Consider the following 14,843-nt stretch of genomic DNA (forward strand, 5'->3'; position numbering starts at 1 on the left):
ATCACGATCATCACCATCACTGAAAAAGATATGTTAAAAATTTTTAGTCTCACCGCAATTCTCGAAGGTATTTCCTATCTATTACTTTTTGGCATAGGGATGCCTTTAAAATATATGGCCCAAATACCGGAACCCAATATCTATATTGGTTATGCCCATGGATTTCTGTTCATGGCCTATGTAGTCCTGGCAATAGTAGTATGCGTAGAAAAAAAGTGGGATCTAAAAATGTTCGCCATCCTTTTTATTGCTTCCCTTGTCCCTTTTGGCACTTTTTATATAGACAAAAAGTATTTAAAGCCACAACTGACTTAGGCAGTAGTCAGCACACAGTTTTCTGTAAACATATTCAGTAGGCAGTTTTCTGAATATCCCTGATTAGAAGTTGTCCGTTTACTGTTCACTACATACGGTTCATTATAAAAAATGAGGTCTCTACTGCTCGACCGGACAATTGAGGCTTTTTGAATGAACTTCCTTGAACTATTGTTAAAATATTGAATAAGACTTGGATAGCTATTCTTTATATTTATACAATCAGCAACCTTACTCTTTATTTAAAAAGCTTTGTATGGCCAGGTCATAACTTTTAAGCCCAAAGCCCAAAATTACACCTTTGGCTGCAGGGGAAATATAGGAGGTATGCCTAAACTCCTCGCGCCCAAAAGTATTGCTTATATGAACTTCCACAACAGGAGTGGTTATTCCCTTTATGGCATCGCCAATACCAATGGAGGTGTGGGTATAGGCACCGGCATTCAAAATAATGCCCTCATATCCCTCGAAACCACAATCGTGCAGTTTATTAATGATTTCCCCCTCTATATTGGACTGGTAATATTCCAATTGCACCTCCTTAAACTTGAACTGCAGGTTGGCAAAATACTCCTCAAAAGTTGTTTTTCCGTAAACCTCTGGCTCCCGTTTGCCCAAAAGGTTAAGGTTTGGTCCGTTGATAATAATAATCTTCATGGGATAAATGTATGAAAATGTAATTCATAAAAAAAGAGGGGCATGGAGTATTAATCACTCCGCAAAAAAGTATTTCATTTAAGGCGGTTTTTATCACCATCAAACAGTAATCGCCAATACAAGCCTAAGGAAAGATCAAATATTAATCGGTTGAAACAATAGTTCATGTACCTAAACTATTTCAACCCAAAAAAGTCCATTATATTTAACCTATGAAATGGAATCGAGCCCTTCAGGATTTTCAACATTACTTAAATTTGGAACGAGGTCTATCCAAAAATTCCATTAGCAACTACGTCTTGGATGTTGAGAAATTAATTTTGTTCCTTGAATCCCATGAAATAGTGGAAACGCCGATAAATATTGACAAAAACACCATTCAACAATTTATTTATGAACTGGCACAAAAGGTAAACCCAAGGTCACAGGCAAGGGTAATATCCGGCTTAAAAAGTTTTTTCAATTATCTGGTCTTCGAGGATTATCGGCAAGACAATCCTATGGAGTTGATAGAATCCCCTAAAGTTGGTCGCAAACTCCCCGATACCCTTTCGGAGGAAGAAATAAATGCCCTTATTGCCGCAATAGACCTTTCCAAACCGGAAGGCGAACGCAATAGGGCCATTCTGGAAACACTTTATGGCTGCGGACTTAGGGTTTCGGAATTATTGGACTTAAAACTATCTGACCTTTATTTTGAGGAAGATTTTATAAAGGTTACCGGTAAAGGTGACAAGCAACGCTTTGTGCCCATTAGCGAAATCAATAAGAAATATATAAATATCTATAGAAAGGAAATACGTGTACATATGGCAATTAAAAAGGGGTTTGAAGACATCCTATTTTTGAACCGACGGGGGAGACGGTTGACCCGAGCCATGATATTTACCATTATAAAACAACTTGCCTTGGAAATAGGACTGCATAAAAGCATTAGCCCACACACTTTTCGGCACTCCTTTGCCACCCATTTATTGCAGAATGGAGCAGATCTAAGGGCCATTCAACAAATGCTCGGCCATGAGAGCATTACCACAACCGAAGTTTATATGCATGTAGACCGTACACATTTGACAGAAGTAATGAACAAGTACCATCCAAGAAAAAAGGATACGTCCAACTAAATTAATGTATTGCATTAGGAAATTTCCTAATCCTTAAAGGCACTATAATTTCTATTGAAGGGTCTAATGATCAATCGGGCCTCCCTATCAAACCGAACATAATTGTACACCCAGTTCACGAAGACCACCATTCTGTTTCTAAACCCGATAAGAAAGAAAAGATGAACAAACATCCATACAAACCAAGCAAATACTCCTTGAAACCTAATATTCTTCATATCCACTACTGCCTTGTTCCTACCAACGGTGGCCATACTTCCCTTATTCCTGTAAACGAAGGGCTCTAAGGGCCTTCCTTCCAACAATCGCACTAGGTTTTCCCCTAAATTCCTTCCCTGCTGCATGGCCGGCTGAGCCATCATGGGGTGCCCCTTGGGCGTGTCCTTTGTCTGCATACAGGCCACATCTCCCACGGCATAAATATTGTTATGCCCTTTAACCTTATTAAATTCATCTACCGGAATCCTGCTTCCTCCAACCAATAGATCTTTGGCGTTCAAGCCTTTAATCTCAACACCTTTAACACCAGCTGCCCAAACTAGGGTTGCTGTTTCAAAATAAACATCCACATCCGTACTAACTGTTTTACCGTCATAACCGGTTACCCTGGTATTTTTCCAAATTTGTACCCCTAGGCCCTCCAAAAAATCCTCGGCTTTTTGGGAAGCTTTTTCACTCATTTCCTTAAGAATACGATCGCCGGACTGGATAAGGTGAATTTGTACCCGTCTAGTATCAAGATCTGGATAGTCCTTAGGCAAAATCCCCTTTTTTATTTCAGCTAAGGCACCGGCCAATTCTACCCCCGTAGGTCCCGCCCCTACAATAACAAAATTCATAAGGGCATCCCTTTCATGATACTGATCGGTGAGAAGTGCCTGCTCAAAATTTTCAAGTATTAAACTTCTTAGATTTAAGGACTGGGGTATGGTTTTCATGGCCATACTATTAATTTCTATCTCCCTATTGCCGTAATAATTTGTTTCAGATCCAGTGGCAATCACCAAATAGTCATAATCCAAATCACCTATATCGGTCACAATGGTATTTTCCTCGGTTCTTATTTCTTTAACATTGGCAAGCCTAAAGAAAAAATTGCTGTAACCCTTTAAAACTTTCCGTATGGGATATGCAATGGAATCGGGCTCCAGCCCCCCCGTAGATACTTGATAAAGCAATGGTTGAAAAGTATGGTAATTATGCTTATCCAGAAGTACTACCTGAACTTCTTTATTTTTCAATCCTTTGGCAATGGAAATACCTGCAAAACCACCACCTATAATAACAATTCTTGGAAAACTAGTCTTAGGAATATTCATACTTGTAAATATGTGTAAATTTAAACATTCGCAAACTAATCAAGCAGAAGAATCTTAGTTTTGAAAACATTTAAGTTCACCACAAATAAAATAGGTAACAACTTTATTAACTTCAACTATAATATCTTAGTATTTGGATGGATGAAATAGGAGTATTAAAAGAAAAATACCCGATAAAATTTAAATTTTCGATTTAATGAAATTATTTCTGTATTGCCGTTGTAACAAAACAAAATATATTGCTACTAATCATTAACTAACTGCTACAACCGAGTGACCAAAGATTTGGAACATCAATTCGTTACGGAATTAGAGTGCAATCAGAATATTGTACACAAGGTCTGTACATTGTACACCAATGATAGGGACTCGCATAACGATTTATTTCAGGAAATAACGATTCAATTATGGAAGGCCTATCCAAAGTTCAGGGGAGAATCCAAATTTAGTACGTGGATGTACAGGGTTGCCCTGAATACCGCCATAACGCTATATAGAAAATCGAAAAGAAGTATTCCGACCCAAGATTATGAATCGGTGATTTTTAAAATATCAGCGGATGAATACGACCCTACGGAAGAACAACAACTAAAATTGATGTACAATGCGGTAAGGCAATTGGGGGATATAGACAAAGCATTGGTCTTTCTTTATTTGGAAGACAAAGATTATAGGGAAATTGCGGAAACCCTGGGTATAACGGAGGTAAATGCCCGCGTGAAAATGAACAGAATAAAAAACAAGTTAAGAACCATATTAAATCCCTAGGCATATGATGGATGAATTGGAATTATTAAAAAGGGATTGGCAAAAGAATGACAAACAATTGCCTAAACTGTCCTTTGATGAAATCTACAATATGATATGGAAGAAATCCTCTTCCATCGTCAAATGGATATTCTTTATAAGTATTATTGAATTTTTAGTGCCCCACTTGTTGTATTTCATCCCATCCATGTCCAAAAATTTGGCGGTGTGGAAAGATCTGGGCTTAGGAAATTTCTTGTTGTTTTCCAACGTGGTCCAATATTCTGTGGTACTGTTTTTCATCTTCCAATTTTACAAAAGATACAAGGAAATATCCTCCTTGGACAATGCCAAGCAACTGTTATCCAATATCTTAAAAACCAGAAAGACCGTAAAATATTATGTTATTTTTTGTTTGTCCCTGATATTCCTATCCTTTTTGGTGATGGCCACTGGAATATATTTAAACGAAGATCCCATGGCCGCCATGGGCTATAACTATGAACCCGAAAATATTACCCCGGAAAAATTAAAGACCACCTTGATCGCCACTGTGGTTGTAGTGGGGATTGTTGTTACTTTGGTGATGGGATGTATTTATTTTTTACTCTATGGAATACTCCTAAAAAAACTTAACAAAAACTACAAGGAGCTCAGGGAAATGGATATTTAAACCCGGAATTTCCGTTTTTTGTTTTCTTCCTCGTAGGCCATTAACTCACTTTTGGGTATTACCTTCAAGAAAGACGGATGCTGCTCAATGGCATATTCCAATTTTTCAATAATGGAATCGAAAGACTCATTCTCATAATCAATATCCAATGGTTCCTTGATTACCATAGACTGTAGAATACCCTTCTTTTTAATGCGCAGTCCTTTTTTATCAAAAGATCTTCTAAAACCGTCTATAACTACAGGGACCACCACGGGCCTGTATTTTTTTATAATATGGGATGTTCCTTTTCTTAGCGGTTTCCAGGGGGTTGTGGTTCCTTGGGGAAAGGTAATTACCCAACCATCATTGAGAGCAGTACCAATATTAGATATATCACTAAATTTAACCTTCCGATTAACATCCTGACCTTCGGACCGCCAGGTCCGCTCTACACTTATAGAACCTGCGTATGCCAAGATTTTTGTCAACAGACTCTTCTTCATGGTTTCTGCCGCCGCCACGTAATACATATTCAATTTGGGCTGCCATATGTACCCTAAATTTTTAATAGAGTCTTCCCGACCGCTTAAACTGGCATTGAATACGTGGAACATGGCTACCACATCGGCAAAATAGGTCTGATGGTTACTTACAAAAAGAACATTTTGTGGAGGCAGTTTTCTAATAATATCGGACCCCTCAATTTCAATAGTATTAAATCCCCTATATCTTTTGTGTGTTATAACGGCCAGAATACGAATAAGCCACTTCTTTAAAAACAAATTATGTCCAAACGGATTTTTCTTAAACAGGCCCATATATTTTTTTGTTAACATTCAAAATTACAAAATAAGTACCTTATAACACTTGTTTAAACAATTCCTTGATTTCACTTAACATCATTGCCGTTGCCCCCCAAACCGTATAACCATTTAATTTAAAGGCCGGTACCTCTACATTCTGGGCATAGGATGTATTTAAAATTTGATGAAATATTTTCTTATCATCCATAAAATCGTACAAAGGAACCTCAACAATGGCTGCCACTTCATCTGCCTGTCGTAAAAACGGTTTCTCCTTTTTATATAGCCCAAGGTAGGGCGTAACCTCAATATTGCTAGGAGGAATATAAATTTCACTCATGGATCGGATTACCGTAATCTGCTCCCGAACTGCCCCCACCTCTTCCTGTGTTTCACGCAAGGCAGTATCCAACAAATTTAGGTCTATCTTTTCTACCTTACCACCAGGCAATGCTATCTGATTGCTATGTATGCCCTTATAGGTATTTCTTAATATCAGCAGAAGGTTGGTCTGGTAGTCCAAATTAGGGTAAAAAAGCGCCATTACTGCAGCCTGCCTAGGATTTTTCTTTTCGATTTTACCGGACTCCAACTCCTTTATCCTGAACATTGGGGCCATTTTATAATGCGAAGCACTCCCAGGAAGTTCTAGATTTTCTATTTTTGATATTCTGTTGGAAAAATCGTCAAAATGCACGAATTCTATTTTTTGTAATTTTCAGCAAATTAATTAAAAAACATCCAACCCCTTAGGCCATATTGATCATTTAACACTCATTTAAAAAATAATACATATTACATGACACTTAAAGAGATTTCACTTTTTGCAATATTGTTTATTTTCCTTTTTGGGAGCTGCAAAGATCAGCCTACCAACAAAGAAAACAAGCTCCCCCAAAACAATATCAAAAAAGATAGCCTTGTTCCCGAAGTGCCACCAACAGTAGAGGAAGAAGAACAAGAAGAAGAAAAAGCCTTTGAGCTCACGGAGGATAATGCCATTGAGTTTTTCTTCAATTATAGCAAAACCTTAAAAGAGAACAAGGTAAAACTTACCACTAGCCTAGGGGACATTACTATTGAGTTGTTCGATAACGTTCCCTATCACAAAGCCAACTTTATCTACCTTACCAAAATGGGGTATTTTAATAACACCTATTTCCATAGAGTGGTCAAAAACTTTATAATTCAGGGAGGCAATGCCGATAATGTGGAAACTGCGGAAAAAAGGTCAAAAATAGGCCGATATCTTTTACCTCCGGATACAAGAAAAGGACACAAACACCATAGGGGAGTTATTTCCATGCCCAGTAGTGAAATTAACAACCCCCATAAATTGGCCTCTCCCTACGAATTTTTTATAGTGGTTACTAAGCCCGGTTCCTATCATTTAGACGGTGGATACACCCCTTTTGGACAGGTGATAGACGGCATGGATGTGGTAGATGACATAAACAGCCAACCTGTGGACAATGGGGATTGGCCTTCCCAAAACATATATATTTTAAAAGCGGAGGCTTTTTAATTGGGAATAAATAATTTGGAATGGGCAGAAAGCAAGTAGTCCCATTACCAGCACCCACCTAAACCCTAAGCTTAACTACAACTATCCTTCCTTGGGACTGCGGTATATACTTGGAAGGGATATTTTAAATTTAACCGCAACTAACCGGATACTTATTACTATTAAAATGGTTGCCACATAAGCATACGCATCGTCATAAGGTAACTTTCGTAAAAGAAAAAAGCCAACACCTCCCATTATACAGGCCGTAGCATAAATTTCCTTCCTAAATATTACCGGAATTTCATTGCATAATATATCCCGTATTACCCCTCCAAAACAAGCGGTTATAGTACCAAGGGCAATACACATAACAGGAGGCAAGCCCGACTGAAGTCCATGTGAAATTCCAACCATGGTGTACAGACCAATACCAATAGTATCAAAAAGGAACAGTGACCTGCGTACATATTTCAATTGATTCCTAAAAATTATAGCAAAAACAACGGTTCCGGCAATAACATAAACATAGGTGGGTTCCTGCATCCATAGTACCGGAGTATTGCCAATTAACAAATCCCTTAAAGTACCTCCCCCTGTTGCCGTTACAAAGGCTATAATAAAGACTCCGAAAAGATCCAGCTTTTTGTCTATAGCCACCAAAACACCGGAAATAGCAAAGGAAATTATTCCTAAAATATCAATTACAAAATAGAGCATGGGCTATGATTTTTGGGTATAAAAATTATAATCTTTTAAAACTGTATCAATATATTGAACGTCATAGAGTTCGGAATTGGAATTTAAAAGACTTTCCACCTTGTCTCTCAAGGCCTTCAAAGTCCTATAATCTTGACTATTTTTGGCAATTTGATAGGTTTCCTTTATGAGATGAACATCCTTATCCGTCAATAAAGTTACATTGGTAAACTTAGGCGCATAGGTTTCCTCTACCTCTTCCAAAATGGTATGTGAAATTTTAACTGTGTTTTTTGTACTAATGACCACGGTACCGGCAGCAGCATCCCCCAATCGTTGTTTTTTATCCGTAAATAAAATAGTCAATAGTCCCACAGATCCAAAGAAAAGCCAAATATCTACAAAACGGAGCATCCATCTAACCAATAAATTGGACCAATGCACAGGTGAGCCATCCAATCTTACTACCCTGATTTTCATAAGCATTTTCCCCACCGTTTGCCCATTGAACAGACTGTGCATAATTAAGCTATAAAACATGGCCGGAAGAAAAATAAGGCCTACCAATCCAATCTGTGTCCAACTATCATCAAACACATATCCTATAGCCCTTCCTACCAACTGCACCAGTACGGCGTAGAGGTATAGAATAAATCCGTCGATTAAAAAAGCTACTATCCTTTCACCAACACCAACAATTTTATAATCTAGGTTTACATTTTGCGTTGTATTGATTTGAAGTTTGGACATATTAGTACTATTTTTATTTCTTAAAGGATTATCCCGGTATGCGCGAGGCAGCTTTTGTGAGGCAAAATAAAGAAAAATGGATAGCATTTGAAAAGGCTATCAACTATAATGCCCACATTAGCCCGGATGAACTTGCCAATGGTTATATTCAATTGACCAACGACCTTGCCTACGCACAGACTTATTACGCGGAAAGCAAGACATTGTTGTACCTAAATTCCTTGGCATCCCAAGCACACCAAAAAATATATAAAAACAAAAAGGAGAACCGGAATAGAATCTTGGATTTTTGGAAAACGGAATTCCCACTTTTCTTTAGGCAATATCACAAGACCTTGGGAATAGCCTTCCTTATCTTTATAATTGCCAGTGGTATAGGAAGTATTTCTGTGATAAACGATGATACCTTTGTGAGGTTAATTTTAGGTGATGCCTATGTTAATGAGACTCTCAACAATATTGCCCATGGAGACCCTACGGCCATATACAAAGGGGGTAGTGAAATTGGCACCTTTTTAGGGATTACCATTAACAATATTAAAGTAGCCTTTATGGCATTTTCCTTTGGCGTAATCACCAGTATTGGTACGGCCTACATTCTGTTCAGCAATGGCGTAATGCTAGGGGCTTTCATTACTTTTTTTTATACACAGGACGTCTTTTATCAGGCAAACAAGCAGATTTGGCTGCACGGGACCATAGAGATTTCGGTGATCATCATTGCAGGTTGTGCCGGGTTGATCATGGGCAATAGCATTCTTTTTCCCAAAACCTATTCTAGGCGGATCTCTTTTATGAAAGGTGCCAAGGACGGATTGAAAGTAGTGGTCAGCACCATTCCCTTTTTTATAATTGCCGGTTTTATAGAAGGGTTTATTACCCGCTATTCCAATATGCCACCTTGGTTGGCGTTCTCAATTATTGGCTTTTCTTTATTGCTTATACTTTTTTATTATATCATTTATCCCATTTTATTAAACCAATCCTATGCAAATCAAAAACCAGGAAAAATTTATAGAACTAAGGGTAGATAGGGACTTTGGGGATATCATTAATGTGTACTTCGAATTCTTTAAACAAAACCTTAAAAAATTCACCAACGTTTTCCTAAGCTATAATGGTATTTTTCTGATAGGTCTATTGATCGTTAGTTATTTGCTGGTATCCGGGATGATCGGCCTTTTTACCGACAACCAGAACACAGGAATAAATACGTTGGGTTCTGATAGTGAAAGTTATTTAATGTATCTCATATTTGGAGGAATTTTATTCTTCATTATTTTCCTAATGGTGGCTGCTTTAAACTATAGCCTTAGCACATCATATATGATAAAATACGAAGAACGCAAAGGACTGAATTTTGATAAAACCGATGTCTGGGAAGAAGTGAAAAATAATTTGGGAAACATTATTATTTTTATTTCAATACTGATAGTACTCTTTTTGGGCCTAATGATCGCAGCCGTTATACTAACCTTTATACCTCTGGCAGGAATGATAGCGCAATATATAATCCAATACTTCGTAATGGCTTGGATTGGAGTGTCTTTTTTTGTTATGCTGAAAGAAAAAAGAGGTGTTATGGATGCCCTTGGGGAAGGTTGGAATTTGGTGGCCAAGAACTTTTGGAGATCGGTGGGAGTGAATTTTATCCTGGGATTCTTAATTGGTCTTTTGTTTATGGTCGTTATTATGATACCAGGGATCCTTATAGGGCTTTACACTTTTCATGTGGTGCAAAATGATGTTGATCTAGGCGCTTCCATAGTACCTACCATCATTTATACTTTAGGAACATGCCTTTTACTTATTATAGCCGTTTATTCACAATGTTTATCACAATTCGTAAATGGACTATTGTACTTTTCCCTTCATGAAAAAACCTATAATTTAAATTCTAGAAGCAAAATAGACCAAATAGGACTTAAAGACCAGTGATAAGATTAGCGGCTAACATGTATTGTTTTTTTGTCCTATTCTCCGGCTTGGCCCAAGGGGAAAAAGATTCCGTTGCCTTAACCCAAGATACCAACAGTACATTGATATTGCGAACATTGGAAGAAAATTTAGCACAAAAATATCAAGGAAAAGAATTTAACTATGATATCAAGGACGGGGAGTCACAAAATATACTGGCCCGTTTTCTAAATTGGCTAATGAACGGTCTTAGGGATGTTTTTGGTATTGATCTTCCCCCAGGGATTACCAAAATATTGGAATACATCATATATGCCCTTATGGGAGCGTTGGCCATATACCTACTTGTTAGGTTCCTGACCGGAGAAAATGCCTCTGCCATATTTAGAAAAAAGGAGGCTTCAATTATTAATCTAAACTTGGCAGAGGAACATATAGAAAACTTGGATCTGGATGCTTTGATACGTGATGCCATACAGCAAAAAGATTACCGATTGGCCATACGCTATCAATACCTCAAAGTATTAAAAACACTATCCCAACATCAGATCATTGAATGGCATTATAAAAAAACCAATCAGGATTACGAAAAGGAAATAGAGGCCCCTAAAATAAAACTGCTCTTTAAAGATGTTTCCTATTTGTACGATCATATTTGGTACGGGGAACAGGAGATAGACGATCTAAAATATCAGGCTGCCGAGATAAAATTCATCAACATAAACAATATAGGTGCCCATGGATAAACGTTCCAAATTAATCCTAGGGCTATTTCTTGCTGTACTTATTGGTATTATAGTGACTGAAATTGTGCGCCCCAAGCCCTTGAACTGGAGACCATCCTATACGTCTTCGGACAAAATTCCTTTTGGGTGCTATGTATTGTTCAATGAACTTCCCAATCTATTTCCAGGACAAAAAATACATACTACAAACGAAAGTTTGTACAATACCTTGGTGGCAAGGGATACCAGAAGTACCTCCAACTATTTATTGATCAATGATTTTCTGGATCTGGACAAACAGGAGTCCAATCAATTACTTCAATACGTGCATGAAGGCAATGATAGCTTTATTGCTGCCTCCAACTTTGGTTCCTACCTTTCGGACACCCTGAATATTGAAGTAGAAACCCAATACTCGGTAAAGGAGGATACGGTGCTGATCCAGCTGACCAACAATTCATTTTCCGAACAAAACTATTCCTTGACAAGGGGAATTTACAGAACTTATTTCTCTTCTGTAGACACTTTAAACACTACCGTCCTAGGCCATATTTCTTATGATTTCGAAAAAGGGATTATTCCTTCGGGATCCAATAAAAAAACCAAAAGCCCCAATTTTGTGAAGGTAAAATTTGGCAAGGGCAATTTTTATTTGAATACCACCCCACAGACGTTTACCAACTACTATATGTTGAAGGGCAATAAAGACTATGTGGCCAATGCCTTTTCCTATTTAAATGATATGGATCTATACTGGGACAACTACAAAAAATCTGGCCGGATAGTAATAGATTCCCCTATGCGTTTTGTACTTAACCAAGTTTCCTTAAAGTGGGCCTATTATTTGAGTATGTTTGGACTAATTATTTTCATAATATTTAAGGCCAAGCGGGAACAGCGCATTATTCCGGTAATTAAACCTTTGGAGAATTCAACCATTGAATTTGCCAAAGCAGTAGGTGGGCTTTATTACGAGCACAGGGATTATACGGATCTTATCTCTAAAAAAATCAACTTTTTTCTAGAGAATTTAAGAACTAATTACCACCTTAATACCGCAACGATCAACGAGAAAACTGCGACCTTGCTAGCAGCCAGGTCTGGCAAACCACTGTCGGAAGCCCAAGACATTTTAGATACAATAGTACATCTTAAAAATAAAAGGTCCCATAACGAGCAGGATGTTATTCAACTGAACAAAAAATTAAATCAATTTAAAAAATAATACATGGAAGAGAGTCGGCAAGAGGAAGACAACAAGCCTTTCGAATTTAAAAATAGAATAGACCTTGGTCAGCTGCAATCATCGGTGGCACAGATAAAATCGGAATTGGGGAGAGTGATCATAGGGCAACAGGACATGATCGAACTACTGATTATTTCTATCCTTGCCAATGGCCATTCACTAATTGAAGGCGTACCGGGGATAGCTAAAACGGTTACGGCAAAACTCTTGGCCAAAACCATGAATGTCGACTTTAGCAGAATACAATTCACCCCAGATCTAATGCCCAGCGACATTTTGGGCACTTCCATTTTTAATGTAAAGACCTCAGAGTTCGAGTTTAAAAAAGGACCTTTATTTTCCAATATTATTTTGATAGATGAAATAAACCGTGCTCCGGCCAAGACGCAAGCAGCCTTGTTTGAAGCCATGGCCGAACGGCAAATTACCATGGATGGACATACTTATGAAATGGCACCTCCATTTTTGGTATTTGCCACCCAAAATCCTATTGAACAGGAAGGTACCTACCGACTTCCGGAAGCACAATTGGACCGGTTCCTTTTTAAAATTAAAGTGATCTATCCGTCCTTGGAAGAAGAGATAGCGATTTTGGAAAGTAAACATCATCAAAGAAATAAAAACTTGGAAAGCTTGGTAAGCTCGGTACTCAACGCGAATCAAATAGCCCATTATCAGGAGACCATAAAGGAAATCATAATAGAAGATAATCTAATGAAATACATTGCCGGTATAGTCCACAATACGCGTAGCAATGCCAATTTATATCTGGGAGCCTCTCCCAGGGCATCTATAGCCATAATGGACGCTTCCAAAGCACTGGCAGCTATCAACGGACGTGATTTTGTAACCCCTGATGATATTAAAAAAGTGGCACCCCCGATTCTAGGGCACAGGGTCATTCTGACCCCGGAAAGGGAAATGGAAGGCTTTACGCCGGATAAAGTGATAACACAGATTATGGAGACCATTGAAATCCCGAGATAATGGACCAAACCTCTCAGCATAAAAATATAGCATAGCTCGTATAACAAATGAAAAAAATCCTAGGCAACATGTATCTACAAAAGCGATTTTTTATCGTATTGACAAGCTTGGTTGTAGGTTTTCTGCTATCCTATATGGTCCCGGATATACTAGGCGTGATAAAGATGTTTTTCTATGCCTTTGCCTTAATTTTTTTGGTTGATATTATTTTAATCTTCGCCTCCAAGGGCCGAATAAAAGGCTGTCGTTCGGTTCCCGAAAAACTTAGCAATGGGGACGAAAACGAAATAAAAATAAACGTATCCAATTCATATTTGTTCCCGGCCGGATTGAAAATACTGGATGAAATTCCCCATCAATTTCAAAAGCGGGATTTTGGTATTTCCACTACCCTAGGGAAAGGAAAGGAAAAGATGTTCAAATATTACCTGCGACCTACGGAAAGAGGGGTATATTCCTTTGGGAATTTAAACGTCTTTGCCAACTCCCCTATTGGTTTCATCTCCCAAAAGTACACCTTCGGCAATGAACAAGAAGTCCCTGTGTACCCTTCCTTCCTACAATTGCGAAAATATGGCCTTATGGCATTTAGCAATAAACTCTTTGAATATGGTCTTAAAAAAATTCGCCGTATTGGCCACACCATGGAGTTCGAGCAAATCAAGGATTATGTTCTGGGGGATGATATCCGGAACATTAACTGGAAGGCAACGGCAAAAAAAGGAGGACTGATGGTTAACCAGTACCAGGATGAAAAGTCGCAGCCTATTTACTCCGTTATAGACAAGGGCAGGGTCATGAAAATGCCCTTTGACGGACTAAGCTTATTGGATTATGCCATTAACGCTACTTTGGTCATTTCCCATATTGCCCTTAAAAAGCAGGATAAAGCCGGTATGTTCGCCTTTGGCAAGACGATTGAAAACCGTATTGTTGCTGAAAGACGAAGCTCCCAAATGAACCTTATTTTGGAAACACTTTACAATTTGGAAACTAATTTTGTAGAAAGTGATTACAGTCGATTATACGCCGATATAAAACGAAATATCAACCATAGGAGCCTACTTCTGCTCTATACCAATTTTGAAACTCTGGATGCCCTTCAGCGGCAACTTCCCTACCTTCAAGCTATTGCCAAGCAACATTTATTAGTGGTCATATTCTTTGAAAACACCGAATTGACCAAATTTACGGAAGAAAAAGCTGATAATATCCAACAGATATTTGAAAAGACCATAGCTGAAAAGTTCATTTATGAGAAGAAGCTTATCGTTAACGAATTAAGGAAATACGGTATTCAGACTATTCTGACAAAACCTGAGCAGCTGACTTTAAACACTATCAACAAATATTTGGAAATAAAAGCGAGGGGACTAATTTAGAAATTTAAAATAA

Annotated in this window: 17 protein-coding genes; 11 read left to right on the top strand and 6 right to left on the bottom strand. The window is 38.1% G+C overall.

Going from position 1 to position 14,843, the window contains the following annotated elements:
• Window positions 1–30: 30 nt before the first annotated feature.
• Complete coding sequence (locus MWU84_RS00865) at window positions 31–315, top strand: DUF3817 domain-containing protein (protein ID WP_246896882.1); 285 nt, start codon at window positions 31–33, stop codon at window positions 313–315.
• A 231-nt stretch (window positions 316–546) separates the two neighbouring features.
• Here the strand turns inward: MWU84_RS00865 and aroQ are convergent, their stop codons facing one another.
• Entirely contained in the window at window positions 547–972 is a 426-nt protein-coding gene (gene aroQ / locus MWU84_RS00870) for a type II 3-dehydroquinate dehydratase (protein ID WP_246896890.1), read from the bottom strand.
• Window positions 973–1,184: 212 nt separating this feature from the next.
• Between aroQ and xerD the strand changes: the two genes are divergently transcribed.
• A complete protein-coding gene (gene xerD, locus MWU84_RS00875) occupies window positions 1,185–2,096 on the top strand; it encodes a site-specific tyrosine recombinase XerD (protein ID WP_246896899.1) in 912 nt (303 codons plus the stop codon).
• A gap of 26 nt (window positions 2,097–2,122) precedes the next feature.
• Here the strand turns inward: xerD and MWU84_RS00880 are convergent, their stop codons facing one another.
• Window positions 2,123–3,415 carry an NAD(P)/FAD-dependent oxidoreductase gene (locus MWU84_RS00880; RefSeq protein ID WP_246896901.1) on the bottom strand — a complete coding sequence of 431 codons (1,293 nt, stop codon included), beginning with the start codon at window positions 3,413–3,415 and terminating at the stop codon, window positions 2,123–2,125.
• A gap of 273 nt (window positions 3,416–3,688) precedes the next feature.
• Here MWU84_RS00880 and MWU84_RS00885 point away from each other — a divergent pair, with 273 nt between their 5' ends.
• Window positions 3,689–4,183: a sigma-70 family RNA polymerase sigma factor gene (locus MWU84_RS00885; RefSeq protein ID WP_246896911.1), complete on the top strand. Its 495-nt coding sequence runs from the start codon at window positions 3,689–3,691 to the stop codon at window positions 4,181–4,183.
• 4 nt (window positions 4,184–4,187) lie between these two features.
• Window positions 4,188–4,835: a hypothetical protein gene (locus MWU84_RS00890; protein WP_246896913.1), complete on the top strand. Its 648-nt coding sequence runs from the start codon at window positions 4,188–4,190 to the stop codon at window positions 4,833–4,835.
• Here the strand turns inward: MWU84_RS00890 and MWU84_RS00895 are convergent.
• Window positions 4,832–5,635, bottom strand: a complete 804-nt coding sequence (locus MWU84_RS00895) for a lysophospholipid acyltransferase family protein (RefSeq protein ID WP_031442935.1) — start codon at window positions 5,633–5,635, stop codon at window positions 4,832–4,834. The genes MWU84_RS00890 and MWU84_RS00895 overlap by 4 nt on opposite strands.
• Before the next feature lie 40 nt (window positions 5,636–5,675).
• Complete coding sequence (locus MWU84_RS00900) at window positions 5,676–6,317, bottom strand: CoA pyrophosphatase (protein ID WP_246896915.1); 642 nt, start codon at window positions 6,315–6,317, stop codon at window positions 5,676–5,678.
• Window positions 6,318–6,419: 102 nt separating this feature from the next.
• Here MWU84_RS00900 and MWU84_RS00905 point away from each other — a divergent pair, with 102 nt between their 5' ends.
• The gene (locus MWU84_RS00905; protein ID WP_246896917.1) at window positions 6,420–7,145 is read left to right on the top strand and encodes a peptidylprolyl isomerase; all 726 of its coding nucleotides are present in this window, start codon (window positions 6,420–6,422) and stop codon (window positions 7,143–7,145) included.
• Between the two features lie 81 nt (window positions 7,146–7,226).
• On the opposite strand, the gene MWU84_RS00910 is transcribed toward MWU84_RS00905, so the two are convergent.
• Both MWU84_RS00910 and MWU84_RS00915 read right to left on the bottom strand, forming a co-directional pair.
• The gene (locus tag MWU84_RS00910; RefSeq protein ID WP_246896924.1) at window positions 7,227–7,844 is read right to left on the bottom strand and encodes a trimeric intracellular cation channel family protein; all 618 of its coding nucleotides are present in this window, start codon (window positions 7,842–7,844) and stop codon (window positions 7,227–7,229) included.
• A gap of 3 nt (window positions 7,845–7,847) precedes the next feature.
• Window positions 7,848–8,573, bottom strand: a complete 726-nt coding sequence (locus MWU84_RS00915; protein WP_246896926.1) for an RDD family protein — start codon at window positions 8,571–8,573, stop codon at window positions 7,848–7,850.
• A gap of 38 nt (window positions 8,574–8,611) precedes the next feature.
• On the opposite strand from MWU84_RS00915, the gene MWU84_RS00920 reads away from it, so the two are divergent.
• Genes MWU84_RS00920 through MWU84_RS00945 form a run of 6 tightly spaced genes read left to right on the top strand, consistent with a single transcriptional unit; the run spans window position 8,612 to window position 14,830 of the window.
• Window positions 8,612–9,607, top strand: coding sequence for a stage II sporulation protein M (locus tag MWU84_RS00920; protein ID WP_246896933.1), 996 nt, complete (start codon window positions 8,612–8,614; stop codon window positions 9,605–9,607).
• The gene (locus MWU84_RS00925) at window positions 9,561–10,511 is read left to right on the top strand and encodes a hypothetical protein (RefSeq protein ID WP_246896935.1); all 951 of its coding nucleotides are present in this window, start codon (window positions 9,561–9,563) and stop codon (window positions 10,509–10,511) included. Before MWU84_RS00920 ends, MWU84_RS00925 begins: the two co-directional genes overlap by 47 nt.
• 17 nt (window positions 10,512–10,528) lie before the next feature.
• Window positions 10,529–11,236: a hypothetical protein gene (locus MWU84_RS00930; protein WP_246896943.1), complete on the top strand. Its 708-nt coding sequence runs from the start codon at window positions 10,529–10,531 to the stop codon at window positions 11,234–11,236.
• Window positions 11,229–12,440, top strand: a complete 1,212-nt coding sequence (locus MWU84_RS00935) for a DUF4350 domain-containing protein (protein WP_246896946.1) — start codon at window positions 11,229–11,231, stop codon at window positions 12,438–12,440. Before MWU84_RS00930 ends, MWU84_RS00935 begins: the two co-directional genes overlap by 8 nt.
• Before the next feature lie 3 nt (window positions 12,441–12,443).
• Complete coding sequence (locus tag MWU84_RS00940; RefSeq protein WP_246896955.1) at window positions 12,444–13,448, top strand: MoxR family ATPase; 1,005 nt, start codon at window positions 12,444–12,446, stop codon at window positions 13,446–13,448.
• 47 nt (window positions 13,449–13,495) lie between these two features.
• Window positions 13,496–14,830, top strand: a complete 1,335-nt coding sequence (locus MWU84_RS00945; RefSeq protein ID WP_246896957.1) for a DUF58 domain-containing protein — start codon at window positions 13,496–13,498, stop codon at window positions 14,828–14,830.
• Window positions 14,831–14,843 lie beyond the last annotated feature (13 nt).

It is taken from the genome of Arenibacter sp. F20364 (assembly GCF_023015905.1).
Classification (GTDB): Bacteria; Bacteroidota; Bacteroidia; order Flavobacteriales; family Flavobacteriaceae; genus Arenibacter.

Coding starts and splice junctions, on each gene's coding strand:
- MWU84_RS00925 (WP_246896935.1), top strand. CDS start 9,561: ATGCAAATCAAAAACCAGGAAAAATTTATAGAACTAAGGGTAGATAGG.
- MWU84_RS00895 (WP_031442935.1), bottom strand. CDS start 5,635: ATGGGCCTGTTTAAGAAAAATCCGTTTGGACATAATTTGTTTTTAAAG.
- MWU84_RS00905 (WP_246896917.1), top strand. CDS start 6,420: ATGACACTTAAAGAGATTTCACTTTTTGCAATATTGTTTATTTTCCTT.
- MWU84_RS00945 (WP_246896957.1), top strand. CDS start 13,496: ATGAAAAAAATCCTAGGCAACATGTATCTACAAAAGCGATTTTTTATC.
- MWU84_RS00935 (WP_246896946.1), top strand. CDS start 11,229: ATGGATAAACGTTCCAAATTAATCCTAGGGCTATTTCTTGCTGTACTT.
- aroQ (WP_246896890.1), bottom strand. CDS start 972: ATGAAGATTATTATTATCAACGGACCAAACCTTAACCTTTTGGGCAAA.
- MWU84_RS00865 (WP_246896882.1), top strand. CDS start 31: ATGTTAAAAATTTTTAGTCTCACCGCAATTCTCGAAGGTATTTCCTAT.
- MWU84_RS00915 (WP_246896926.1), bottom strand. CDS start 8,573: ATGTCCAAACTTCAAATCAATACAACGCAAAATGTAAACCTAGATTAT.
- MWU84_RS00920 (WP_246896933.1), top strand. CDS start 8,612: ATGCGCGAGGCAGCTTTTGTGAGGCAAAATAAAGAAAAATGGATAGCA.
- MWU84_RS00910 (WP_246896924.1), bottom strand. CDS start 7,844: ATGCTCTATTTTGTAATTGATATTTTAGGAATAATTTCCTTTGCTATT.
- MWU84_RS00880 (WP_246896901.1), bottom strand. CDS start 3,415: ATGAATATTCCTAAGACTAGTTTTCCAAGAATTGTTATTATAGGTGGT.
- MWU84_RS00940 (WP_246896955.1), top strand. CDS start 12,444: ATGGAAGAGAGTCGGCAAGAGGAAGACAACAAGCCTTTCGAATTTAAA.
- MWU84_RS00930 (WP_246896943.1), top strand. CDS start 10,529: ATGTATTGTTTTTTTGTCCTATTCTCCGGCTTGGCCCAAGGGGAAAAA.
- xerD (WP_246896899.1), top strand. CDS start 1,185: ATGAAATGGAATCGAGCCCTTCAGGATTTTCAACATTACTTAAATTTG.
- MWU84_RS00890 (WP_246896913.1), top strand. CDS start 4,188: ATGATGGATGAATTGGAATTATTAAAAAGGGATTGGCAAAAGAATGAC.